We start from the raw sequence: 11808 nt of genomic DNA, 5'->3' as shown, positions 1-11808 counted from the left end.
TGATGAGGTCAGAAGGTGCGAACGCGCCGTGCAACAGGCGAAGAATGCCCTTGAAGTCGCCAAACGTGACGCCGCCGTCGCCGCCTGCCCCTACAAGGAAGGCGATATTGTCTCCGGATGGGATCACGACGGCACCAGTCCGGCAAAGGTTGATAAAATCCTGTTCGTCCCCTCCTACCCCTACTACGACCTGCGCGTGATCCCCATCACGGAAGGGGGCAAACCATCCCGACGGCACAGGTACGCCTACAACGTGCTGGATGTAACACCATACGAAGGCGACGAATGGCCCCAAACGAAAGGCGGCTCACTTTGATGTGGGTCGCCTTCTTTCTTTAGGTGTTGTGGGCAACTGGCCCCGGAAGGGGGTGATGCCGATGAAGTGGCTAGGCGTCCGACCAGATACTTCTAAGCCGCCTACACGGCGGATAACATTCGTCACCCGGCGTAGCGGGCTTCCGCTTCCTTCTAAGCCGCCTACACGGCGGATAACGACGTCCCCTATGACTTCGACAAGCTCCTCACCTTCTAAGCCGCCTACACGGCGGATAACGTCTTGAATGCCCACGCCGCAACGCTTGCACACTTCTAAGCCGCCTACACGGCGGATAACCACAAGGTCGACCCCGTGACAGGCGAAATCGTCTTCTAAGCCGCCTACACGGCGGATAACAGCGATCTGGCGAGCGCACGGGGGCAGATTGGCTTCTAAGCCGCCTACACGGCGGATAACATTATGGAGCAATGGGCCGAAACCCTTATTCACTTCTAAGCCGCCTACACGGCGGATAACGAACACCGACTTCTCCCGGGCGATGGCTGACGCTTCTAAGCCGCCTACACGGCGGATAACGGCGCCCTGCCTTCCGGAGCATTGGAGGTCGTCTTCTAAGCCGCCTACACGGCGGATAACGATCTGGTACCGGAAAGACTGGCTCGACGAATCTTCTAAGCCGCCTACACGGCGGATAACCCCGTGGGCTCCTCGCGTTACGGCCTGGGGATCTTCTAAGCCGCCTACACGGCGGATAACATGCGGTTGGTGCGTTTGCTGGCGCTCTGATTCTTCTAAGCCGCCTACACGGCGGATAACTTCCGGCATCCCGCCGGGCAAAAACTTTTGGACTTCTAAGCCGCCTACACGGCGGATAACAGCTCCGCCGCCATAGCCTGCTCTTCCGGGCACTTCTAAGCCGCCTACACGGCGGATAACGATCGGGGTCCGTTCCTCTGTTGGCGGTAGAGCTTCTAAGCCGCCTACACGGCGGATAACTAGAGGCTTTTACAAAAGTATCTCTGCTTTTCAGTAGGTTACACCTGAAAAGACTTCAGAAACTTCGCTTTTCCTCTCTATTTGTAACTACTTTATTCTTAATCTCTTTTTTAGACAACTTTTTTATGAAGCCAAAGGAAGCCCCTCACTAATGTCCGGGGCTTTCCCCTTTTTCTGGAGAAACGACATGCGAAGACCCATCAATCCCGTAATCCCGTACCCGCACGAGGCCATCCAGCACACCCGCTGTGTTCTGGCCCTATCCATGCTCACCGTGGCGATTTCTTTCCTCAAGCCGAAAATGCTGGCGCAGCTTGGCGACCTCGGAAAGCAGGTCGAAAAGGTCAACCGCTGGATCGACCGATGTGCGGACGACACGCAGAAGCGCAGGCTCTCCGCAGGCGCGAAGCGAGATCTGGATGCTCGGTTCCATATCCTTGCCGGGCACGTCGGGGATGTTCAGGCTGCGGCCGGCGACGCCACCCGCTGGACGCAATGGGCCGCCGGGATGTGGGCCGGGCTCACTTTCCTCGAAGACGCCCGAAACACCTGCCCCGCCTACTTCCGGGGCCTTCACTGGCACAACCTGCTCAAGACGCTGACCACGCTGTGCAATGCGCTCGAAAAGGTCGACCCCCAGATAGCCGAAATCGGGACGCGGGTGTACGAGCGGGCCGCGTAGGGAGGGAAAATGGAACCGGAACTGCTGACGACCAAACAGGTCGCTTCCGTCATGAACATTGGAGAGGAGAGGGCGCGGGCAATCCTGCTGTCCCGTGGCATCCAGCCTGTGAGCCTTCCGTGGGGCAAAGAACGCAAAACCTTGCGCTGGTCACGGCGCGCCGTTATGACGGTGATCGACACATTACATGCTGAGGCTCAGGCAAAGGCAGGAGTTCCAAGGCGACGACCGCCCAAAACATCAGGGTGCGTCATCGGAAAATCCGCAAAGGAACTTTTAGCAGAATTCAATATGGGGGCCGTCCAGTAGCGCTGACACGGCCCCCTTTGCTCAGGAGCTATTCAGTATGGCTATCAGACAGAGGAAAGGCCGTAAGAAGCCGTGGGAAGTGTACTGGAACAACCCCTTTACGCTCAAGCGTGAGTCACTTTACGTCGAAACGGAGGAGGAAGCAAAAAAACAGGATGCGCTCAAGAAATACCAGCTCAAATTCGAGCGCGATATGTTCAGGAGAGAGGAAATCCCACCTCTCAAGATCGAGCATACTTTTGAATCGGCTTACTACTTGTTCTTGAAGGAGAGACGTTTTCCGGAAAACGCGCTGAAAGATCATCTCAAGAAGATGCAGCCATCATTGGCTTTTTTTCAAAATATGCTTTTGAATGAGATAGATAATGCGAAGTTAAAGGAGCTTGTATTCCATTTTCTATCTATGAATGTTTCAGCTTCAAGTCTAAAGAGATACTTGAGCCAGGTTTTTTCTGTCATTCGTTGGGCATATGAAAATGAAGTGCTCAAAGAGCTTCCTCGTTTCCCTAAGCTACCACATATTGAGCATGAACACTTCGTTCCGCCAACACAACAAGAGCTTGCGCAGATATATGCCCATGCACCTGAGCATATCCGTCGTGTTATTGTCCTCGGGTCGCAAATGGGGATGCGCGTCGGTCCCTCAGAAATGTTCGGATTAAAATGGTCGGATGTTGATTTTGACAATAAGGTTATCCACCTACGTGCCGCAAAAAAGAACAAGAGGGAACCTGTTCGGGATATTCCTATCCGACATGTTCTGATCGAAACATTGAAGGCATGGCATAACGCGGATATGGCAACAGGAGTTATCCATCTTATTCATTATGGCAACAAACCTGTCCATTCCATCAGAAAGGCTTGGGGGAAAATCCTGATCCGCGCAGGGATACAACGGCGGATCCGTCCCTATGACCTACGCCATGCCTTTGCCACGGAAGCTATTGCTGCCGGGGCTGACATTGGAACGGTAGCGAAGATCATGGGACACGCCAGCCTTACAATGGTTTTGAAGCATTACCAACATGTGCTCGACTCACAAAAACGTGCTGCCGCCGAGTCTGTTCCCGTGCCCGTATATGTGGCAGAAAATATGTGGCACTCCGTAGCCCGTAAAACAGTATCTCAGTAATAATATATAATCATTACCTATTCGTATCACGCCTCTTTGCCGAACTGGGCCATGCGCAGGCCTGTTTCCTTATAATGATCGCGCAGAGCGGTTTCCACATGTTTGACGTCGCGGGAGTAAACGGCCTCGGCCACGGCATGGTGGCGGTCGGCGTATTCCCTTGGCGTGAACATGGTGATCCAGTGCTGATAATAAAGGTACTTGGATATGGTCGCACAGGAGGTGCGGGCCATTTCCACGAGCCGGGTATTGTCACAGGCCATGAAGAGGGTGGCGTGGAACAGCTCGTCGATTTCGGCAAGCTCGTCGAGTTTGGTGGCGTAGCTGATCTTCCCTTCCATCTGCCGGACGACGGCTCGGAAGGTTTCCATGTTCGCCTCGGTCCAGAGAGGCAGGGATTCGGCGACGCCCGCCCCTTCGAGGATACCCGCGACGACGTAGCTGTCGTAGATTTCCTTTCCGGTCATCTGCCTGACGTGTTTGCCCTTTTGCGGCTCAGAGGTGATCAGCCCCTCCTGAACGAGCACTTGCAGCGCTTCCCGGATGGGGGCTCGGCTGATCCCGAGCTGTTCAGAGAGGACGGCCTCTTTGACAGGAGCGCCGATTTCCAGCGTGCCTTTACGGATAAGTGAGCGGATATAGCTGGTTACCTGATTACAATATGTTTGCTTCGTAAAATCCATTGATGCTCCGAACAGATGCGGGGCTTGAGAAGAGTCGCCCTATGCGGTTTCGTCATGCGGTTCGCGATAGAGTTCTACGTGGTTTCGGCATGTCGCGCAAGGCTGAGAGTTGTCTTTTGAGAAGCGGTTGCGCACGGTTCATGGGGGGAAACACCAAGGGAAGGACGGGAGTCGCAGGAAAAAGGGGCACTGGTGAGGCTCTTTCGGGGGACGAAGAAGGCCGGAGCCTCTCCGCTGCTGTATGCGGAAAGGCTCCGGCCGGGGGGAGCATGGACTCAATAAAAGGCGGTTAGGCGCGGAAAGTGGGCAGATAGGCATACAGCGCCGGGGAGCCGCCGGTGTGGAGGAACAGCACGTTGGAGCCCTTGGGGAAATATCCCTTGCGGGCCAGATCGATAAGGCCGGACATGGCCTTGCCGGAGTAGACGGGGTCGAGCAGGATGCCTTCCGTGCGGGCGAGCATCTTGACGGCCTCGACCATGGCGTCGGTGGGCAGGGAGTAGCCGGGGCCCACGTAGTCGTCGAAGGCTACGACTTTTTCGGCGGGCACACGGGTTTCGACACCGATATATTCGAGGGTTTCATTGGCGAGGTTGAGGACGGCGGCCTCCTGAACGGGCTTCTTGCGGTTGACGCCGATGCCGGTGACCGGGATGCCCGCGTTGTTGCCGACCATGCCCGCGATGATGCCCGCGTGGGTGCCCGCGCTGCCGCTCGGGACAACCATGTGGTCAATGGCGAGGCCGCGGTCGAAGAGCTGGCGCAGGACTTCCTCGGCGCAGCTCACATAGCCGAGAGCGCCGATTTTATTGGAAGCGCCGCCGGGCACAATATAGGGCTTTTTGTCTTCGGCACGCAGCTTTTCGGCGAGCTTTTCCATTTCGCCGAGCATGTTGGAGCCGCCGGGGACCACGGTGACGGATTTCACGCCGAGAAGCTGGAACAGGAAGTTGTTGCCCGAGGCTTCGGGGTTGTAGCTGTCCTTCACGCGTTCTTCAAGGACAAGGTGGCAGTCGAGGCCTTCCTTGACGGCCCAGGCGAGGGTCAGGCGGCAATGGTTGGACTGCACGGCGCCGCAGGTGATGATGGTGTCCGCGCCCTGATTGATCGCGTCGGCCATGCTGAAGTCGAGCTTACGGGTCTTGTTGCCTCCGGCGGTGCCGGGAAGCAGGTCGTCGCGCTTGATATAGATGTTGATGTCCGCGCCGAGAGCTTTGGAGAAGTTGGGAAGCGCTTCCAGAGGCGTGGGTTCGGTCACATAGCCGCGGCGGGGAAACTTGGCGAGATTCATAATAGTCTCCTGTGGGTATGATGTGCTGCTGCGCAGCGTTTCTTGATGTATTTTTCTAAATGTCGACATTCGACAATTTGGTTGTGCCATCGGCTCCCCATATTGTCAAGAGCCTTTCTCCGAGAAAATCTTCTTGTCCTATTTTTTTGTTATTCCAAAAAGTTACAGTCTAATCCAGAGCATGGTGCAGCCGTGCTGGGCACGGGGGAACGTACCGGGCGATTCCGCCGAGAGAGGAACCGGAAAGAGAGCCGGTTCTCGGGGCGGGTTCGCGTTTTCTTGTTCCTTCGCGCCGTCCTAGGTCGGAAGAAACGTAAGCCGGGCCGCAAGCGGCGGAGACAGTGTTCCATTTACTCCGTACGTTGGTGGAGCCTGGGGCGTCTCTGGAGTCAGACGACGGCGAGCACTTCGATTTCAACCAGCCCGCCGAGGGGCAGTTCCTTGACCGCCACGCAGGAACGGGCGGGAGGATTCTCGGCGAATACTTTGGAGTATTCCGTGTTGACCAACGGGAAATCCGCCATGTTGGTGATGAACACGGTGGTTTTGACCACGTTTTCGACGCCCGCCCCAGCCGCGGTGAGGAGCGCCCGGATGTTCTTCAGGCTCTGTTCCGTCTGGGCGGCGACGCCTTCGGGGAGTTTGCCCGTGGCGGGATCGATGCCGAGCTGTCCGGAGCAGTACAGGGTTTCGCCTGAGCGGACGGCTTGGGAGTAAGGGCCGATGGCTGCGGGCGCATCGGCGGTGGAGAGGATGGTTTTCATAGTGTTTTCCTTTGAGTTCTTATGAATATGGACGGCGTGGGTTGCGCCGGTTGGGGCGGTTAACGGAGCTTTTCGGGGGCGAAGGCCCTGACCAGCTCCCGTGCGAGGATGTCGGTGGCATCAATGAGCGGGATGCCGCCGAGTTCCTTTTCGGGGAGCGCGAGCGGGATCTCGGTGCAGCCGAGGATGATCGCGTCGGCGTTTCCGGCAAGGCGGCGGGCTTCGTCCAGAAGATCGGCGCGGGCGCGTTCCGTGACCGGGTTCCGGGCCTTGATGCCGTACTCGCGGTTGCTGATGGCCTCCTGTACCCGGGTGCAGCCGTCCGGGGCGGGATGCAGGGCCACCAGCCCGGCGCGTTCGAGGCTGTCCTGATAGAGCCGGGTTTCCAACGTCGCCAGCGTGCTCAGGATGCCGACGCGAGCGCCTTCCCCACAGCGTTGCCGCACATGGCGGACCACGGCGTCGATCATGTGCACGAAGCGTACGGGCCGCCCGGTTGCCTTGAGCTTTTCGAGGGCCGCGTCCAATATTCTCGGGCTGTGGGCCGTGTTGCAGGGCATACCGATGACGGTCGCTCCGGCTCGCGCCAGTTCCGCCATGATGTCCCCTATGGCCTCGCCGGGATTGTCCGCCGTCTTGCCGAGCAGGAAGGCCGGGCGCTCCCCGATCCGGTCGGGGAAGGAATAGAGCATGACCGGCAAGTGTTCTTGATCCGCCTCGGCTCTGGTGTGGTCAAAGAGCTTGCGCGTCAGATCCAGCCCCGCATGGGGCCCGACGCCGCCGACGATGCCGATCCGTTCATCCTGTCGCATGGTTGTCTCCGGTTCCCGCCGCGGAAGGGAATTTTCCGCGGCGTTCGCCGCCCGGGAAGGTTTCCGGGCGGGTTATTCGGCCGCAGCGAGCCGTTCGCCGCGTTCGGGGTCGAAATCGCTTTCCAGCTTTGAAACAAACAGGGCGCCCGTGGCGTCGCCAAGCACGTTGATGGTGGTGCGGGCCATGTCCATGATGCGGTCGACGCCGGCGACGAGAGCGATGGCTTCCAACGGGATGCCTACCTGCGTGAAGACCATCGTGATCATGATGAGGGCCGCGCCGGGCACGCCCATGGAGCCGATGGAGGCGAGGACGGCGAGCAGGATGACGGTGAGCTGCCTATCGAGCGGCATGGGGATGCCGTAGACCTCGGCGGCGAAGATGGCGGCGATGCCCATGTAGATGGCCGCGCCGTCCATGTTGATGGTGTTGCCGAGCGGGATGGAGAAGGAAGACACGGACCGGGACGCGCCGAGCTTCTGGACGCTGAGGAGCGTGGTGGAAAGGGCGGCGGCGCTGGAGCAGGTGGTGAAGGCGATCATCATCGGGGAGGCGAGGCCCTTGAGGAAGCGGCTGGTGGTAAGTCCGGTGACCTTTACGCAGGGGAGGTAGACGATGAGGATCTGAAGGATACAGGCGAGATACATGACGAGCACGAGCTTGATGAGCGGCAGAAGCACGCCGAGGCCGTGCATACTTACGGTGTAGGCCATGAGGCCGAACACGCCGATGGGCGCGTACAGCATAACGAAGCCCGTGACCTTGATCATGACGTCGGCCGCGCCGTCAAAGAAGTGGAGCACCTGCTTGCCCTTGTCGCCGATGACGCTGAGGCCGAAGCCGAAGAGCAGGGCGAAGAAGATGATCTGGAGCATGTTGCCCTTGGAGAGGGCCTCAATGGGGTTGATCGGGACGATGTTCAGGAACACGTCGACGAGGGTGGGCGGGGCGACTTCCTTGGCCTTGAGGCCTTCCGTGGAAATGGACAGCCCGCTGCCGGGCTGGAAGATGTTGGCGAGTACGAGGCCGATGACCACGGCGACGGCCGTGGTTACAAGGTAATAGGCCAGCGTCTTGCCGGCTACGCGCCCAAGTTTGCTTACGTCGCCGACGCTGGCCGCACCCGCGACGAGGGTGGTCAGCACGAGCGGTACCACGACCATGCGCACCAGATTGATGAACAGCTGGCCTACGGGCTTGTACCATGAGGGATCAAGCCCCATCGCGGGGGTCAGCGCCCCGGCGGCGACGCCGAGAACCATGCCGATAGCCATCTGCGTGGGCAGACTCATCCGGGAACCCTTCATATGCTTCCTCCGTCTTTTCCCGCGGGATTGCGGGCTTGTTTGCGGAACCGCAACGCTTGAGAGCGTGTTTTGCGGTGTCTCTTTTTGTGTTTTTCTTGTCGATTGTATAAATGTCGACAATCGTTCATTCCGTTTTTCACATAAGAGTCAGGGCGTGTCAATACGATGGACGGTTTTTTTTATAAACTTTTCTAATACACTTATATTAAATAAAAAATAAATCGTTCTCGAATGTCTTCCCGCCGCTCTTTTGCTCAGAAATGCGGCGATAAGTTCAGGATGGGTTGAAAGGAGATCCGGCTTCGGTGTAGGGGCCTGTTCAGGATATTTTGTATAAAAATATAATAAATACAATATATAAAGAGAAGTATTTAAACGTACCGGCTTTGCATAGGAAAAATCATCAGTGTATTTTTTGTTTTTATAAATAAATACAATAAGATAATAATGCTTTTGCGCCGAAATACAGACTTCTTTTTATGCGGATACGGCAAGAGGACTTGATTCTTTTTTCACGGAGTTCTATACCGCATATTGTCTATTATCGAATGTCGACAATAGAACAAAATACAGGCAACGCATAGGCGGATAAGAAGGAGTGCCTCATGCAGGAAAAGAAGCTTGAGATGTACGGCGGATTGTTCGGCGGCCTGATCCCTCTCATCGTATTGGTGGGAGGGCTCGTCTGGCTGTCGGTTGCGGAGCGGGGCGGCACCAAGCCCTTTTGGGCTTGCGCGTGGATCGCGCTGTGCGTTGGGATCTTCTTCGCTAAAGACAAAGAGGAATACTGCAAAGCGGCGATGCGGGGCATCGGCGACCGCACGGGCATCGTCATCGTTACGGCGTGGCTGCTGGCCGGGGTGTTCGGCAAGCTCATGGCCGCAGGGGGGCTTGTGCAGGGGCTTTTGTGGATGGGCATGACGACCGGGGCGCAGGGCGGCGTCTTCGTGGTGCTTGTCTTCCTCGCCGCGATGCTGTTCGCCCTCGGCACGGGCACGAGCACGGGCACCTGCATTGCCCTGTCGCCGGTGCTGTATCCGGCGGGCTATTTCCTCGGAGCGGACCCGGCCATGCTCGGATTGGCGATTCTGTCCGGCGCGGCTTTCGGGGACAACCTCGCGCCCATCTCCGACACCACCATCGTCTCGGCCTACACGCAGGGGGCCGAAATGCGCGACGTGGTGCGCAGTCGTTTCCCGCTGGCCATTTCAGCGGCGTCCATTTCCGCCGTGGTGTTCCTTGTGTTCGGCGGAGGCGGCGAAGTGCGGCCCCTTCCCGAAATGCAGGCCAGCCTGAACCCGTCAGGCCTGTTCATGCTTTTGGCGCTTGCGATTGTGGTCGTCTCGGCGCTCAAGGGGCGGCACATCATCGAATCGCTCATTTACGGCAACGTTGCCGCCGCGTTCGTCGGCATGTTGATCGGAACCATCCGGCCCGCCGACATCTTCAGCGTCCCCGCCGCGAAGGGAGGCTCCACGGGCCTCATTCAGGCCGGGATAGACAACGTGGTCGGTGCGATCATCTTTGCAATCCTGATTCTGGCGGTGACGCAGATATTGGTGGAATGCGGCATCATGCGGCGCATTTTGGACTTCGCCCAGAGCACGCTGGTTGCCACCGTCCGGCAGGCCGAACTCTTCATCGTCGGCGTGACCATTCTGGCCTCGATTCCCATTTCCGCCAATGCCCCGGCGGAACTGCTGGTGGGCCCGAGCATCGTGCGGCCTCTGGGCGAGCGTTTCGGCCTCGCGGCGGCGCGGCGCGCGAACCTCATGGACTGCGCGGTGTGCACGATTTTCTTTGTCCTGCCGTGGCATATCGCGGTGGCGGCGTGGTACGGGGCGCTCTACAGCGCGGCGGAAACCTATGCCATCCCCGCCCCGCCCATCAGCGCGGCCCTGTACAATCCCTATTCATGGGCACTGCTCGCGGTGCTGCTGTTCTCCGCCTTCACCGGCTGGAACCGCAAGTACGCCAAGGATGAAGCGCCCGCAGCATGACTTTGGCGGGGCTCTGCCCCGGAACCAAACCGAACGGAGGGGAACCGCCTCCGCACTCCACAAGGGGCGAGCCGCCCTGCCAGCGCTGCTCGCCCCTTGATCCGCTCAGATCTTTTTCACTTTCAAAGAAGTTACGCTGGTTATCCGGCTGCGATTTCGCGGACGGCCCTGACAAGCAGTTCCGCTTCCTCTTCGGTGTTGTACGGGGCGAATCCAACCCTGACCCAGCCGCCGATCCGGTCGACGCCGACCCTGTGGGCGAGCGTTTCTGCGTAATAGTCCCCATCGGCGGCAAAGATGCCGTATCGGTCGCAGAGTTTCCGGCATACGTCGCCGGGCTGCTGCCCTTCCAGCGTAAAGGCGACGGTGGCGGTCTTGGGGCCTTCGGACTGGTACAGCGTCAGGCCGGGGGCACCCGCGAGCCCTTGCCTGATTATCTCGGCGAGGGCGTTTTCGTGCCGTTCGATGCGCTCGAAGCCGGAGACGAGGCGTTCGCGGCGCGTGGAACCGGTGCCGAGCCCGGAGATGAAGTCCACGGCGGGCACGATGGACGCGATGGCCTCATGGCTTTGCGTCCCGGTTTCGAGCTTGCCGGGGGCCGTGGAGGGTGCCGGATGCAGGCGGTAGGTGTCGAGCGCCTCAAACACGTTTTTTCGGATTGCCGCGATGCCGATATGTCCCCCGAAAAACTTGTAGACGGAGCAGAACAGCATATCCGCACCGATGGCGTCCATGTCGATGGCCTTGTGCGGGGCGATGTGCACGGCGTCCACGGAGAGCAGCGCGCCCACCTCGCGGCAGCGCCGGGAGATGCGGGCGACGTCGTTGATGGTCCCGACGGCGTTGGAGGCGTAGCCCACGGCGACAAGCCTTGTCTTCGCGTTGACGGTGGCGTCCAGATCGGCAAGGTCCAGCGTCAGGGCTTCGGGGTCCACCGGCAGATGGCGTACCACGACGCCCCGGTCGCGGGCGGCGAGAATCCACGTGTCGATGTGCGAATGGTGGTCCATCTCCGAGACGACGATTTCGTCACCGGGATTCCAGCTTCGGGACAGCGCCCGGGACACGGCGAACATATTTGAGGTGGCGTTGGCTCCGAAGGCGATTTCGCCGGGCGTACAGGCCAGCAGATCCCCCAGCGCGGCCTTGGCGGATTCGATGATGGCTTCCGTCTCTTCGCTGCTCGGAAATTTGCCGTGGGTATTGGCTACGCCCCGCCGCATGTAGTTGGACATGGCCGTGATGGCCGTGGCGACGACCTGCGAACCGCCGGGACCGTCCAGATAGACGGCCTTGTTGCCGTTGTGGAGACGGCACAGGGCCGGGAACAGGCTTCTGATTTCCTGAATGGGATAGATGTCGTGCATGATTGTGTTCCTTTTCCGTTCATGGTCGGCGGGGCGGGACGTTTTTTTGATGGGGCAGTGAAAGAGGGTGAATCTGCCGGATTTGCGGGGGTGCGGGCCATCTTCCCTACTTATGCTGGAACGAACTCCTCCCGCGCCGCCTCCCCGCCAGTCGAAAGTCTTGGGAAGAGAGGGGGGGTCCGGGGGG

At 58.9% G+C, this 11808-nt stretch carries 11 protein-coding genes and 1 CRISPR repeat array; of the genes, 5 read left to right on the top strand and 6 right to left on the bottom strand.

The features are described from left to right. The 4 genes from HMPREF0178_RS12445 to HMPREF0178_RS20520 form a co-directional block, all read left to right on the top strand. Positions 1-316 (top strand): hypothetical protein (locus tag HMPREF0178_RS12445; RefSeq protein WP_009368395.1); only part of this gene is annotated, 316 nt, incomplete at its 5' end. Positions 317-405: 89 nt separating this feature from the next. Then, positions 406-1273: a CRISPR direct-repeat array (repeat unit 28 nt; unit sequence CTTCTAAGCCGCCTACACGGCGGATAAC). A gap of 187 nt (positions 1274-1460) precedes the next feature. After that, on the top strand, positions 1461-1955 hold the full coding sequence (locus tag HMPREF0178_RS12440) for a hypothetical protein (RefSeq protein WP_009368393.1): 495 nt from the start codon (positions 1461-1463) through the stop codon (positions 1953-1955). A 9-nt stretch (positions 1956-1964) separates the two neighbouring features. Further along, a complete protein-coding gene (locus HMPREF0178_RS12435; RefSeq protein WP_009368392.1) occupies positions 1965-2264 on the top strand; it encodes a hypothetical protein in 300 nt (99 codons plus the stop codon). A gap of 37 nt (positions 2265-2301) precedes the next feature. After that, complete coding sequence (locus HMPREF0178_RS20520) at positions 2302-3396, top strand: site-specific integrase (RefSeq protein ID WP_009368391.1); 1095 nt, start codon at positions 2302-2304, stop codon at positions 3394-3396. A gap of 26 nt (positions 3397-3422) precedes the next feature. Here HMPREF0178_RS20520 and HMPREF0178_RS12425 read toward each other — a convergent pair whose 3' ends face one another. The 5 genes from HMPREF0178_RS12425 to HMPREF0178_RS12405 all read right to left on the bottom strand — a co-directional run bounded on the left by HMPREF0178_RS12425 (position 3423) and on the right by HMPREF0178_RS12405 (position 8254). Further along, positions 3423-4079 (bottom strand): GntR family transcriptional regulator, encoded by a 657-nt coding sequence (locus HMPREF0178_RS12425; protein WP_009368390.1) that lies wholly within the window; start codon positions 4077-4079, stop codon positions 3423-3425. Positions 4080-4368: 289 nt separating this feature from the next. Next, a complete protein-coding gene (locus HMPREF0178_RS12420; protein ID WP_009368389.1) occupies positions 4369-5370 on the bottom strand; it encodes a D-cysteine desulfhydrase in 1002 nt (333 codons plus the stop codon). A gap of 389 nt (positions 5371-5759) precedes the next feature. Then, positions 5760-6134, bottom strand: coding sequence for a RidA family protein (locus HMPREF0178_RS12415; RefSeq protein ID WP_009368388.1), 375 nt, complete (start codon positions 6132-6134; stop codon positions 5760-5762). A 59-nt stretch (positions 6135-6193) separates the two neighbouring features. Continuing rightward, positions 6194-6946 carry an aspartate/glutamate racemase family protein gene (locus tag HMPREF0178_RS12410; protein WP_009368387.1) on the bottom strand — a complete coding sequence of 251 codons (753 nt, stop codon included), beginning with the start codon at positions 6944-6946 and terminating at the stop codon, positions 6194-6196. 72 nt (positions 6947-7018) lie between these two features. After that, positions 7019-8254 (bottom strand): dicarboxylate/amino acid:cation symporter, encoded by a 1236-nt coding sequence (locus tag HMPREF0178_RS12405; RefSeq protein ID WP_009368386.1) that lies wholly within the window; start codon positions 8252-8254, stop codon positions 7019-7021. A gap of 605 nt (positions 8255-8859) precedes the next feature. Between HMPREF0178_RS12405 and HMPREF0178_RS12400 the strand changes: the two genes are divergently transcribed. Further along, positions 8860-10254, top strand: coding sequence for a Na+/H+ antiporter NhaC family protein (locus tag HMPREF0178_RS12400; protein WP_009368385.1), 1395 nt, complete (start codon positions 8860-8862; stop codon positions 10252-10254). 140 nt (positions 10255-10394) lie between these two features. Here HMPREF0178_RS12400 and HMPREF0178_RS12395 read toward each other — a convergent pair whose 3' ends face one another. After that, entirely contained in the window at positions 10395-11621 is a 1227-nt protein-coding gene (locus HMPREF0178_RS12395; protein WP_009368384.1) for a cysteine desulfurase-like protein, read from the bottom strand. Positions 11622-11808: the final 187 nt, after the last annotated feature.

This window comes from Bilophila sp. 4_1_30 (assembly GCF_000224655.1).
GTDB lineage: Bacteria > Desulfobacterota > Desulfovibrionia > Desulfovibrionales > Desulfovibrionaceae > Bilophila > Bilophila wadsworthia.
This window is presented reverse-complemented; position numbering and strand designations above follow the sequence as displayed.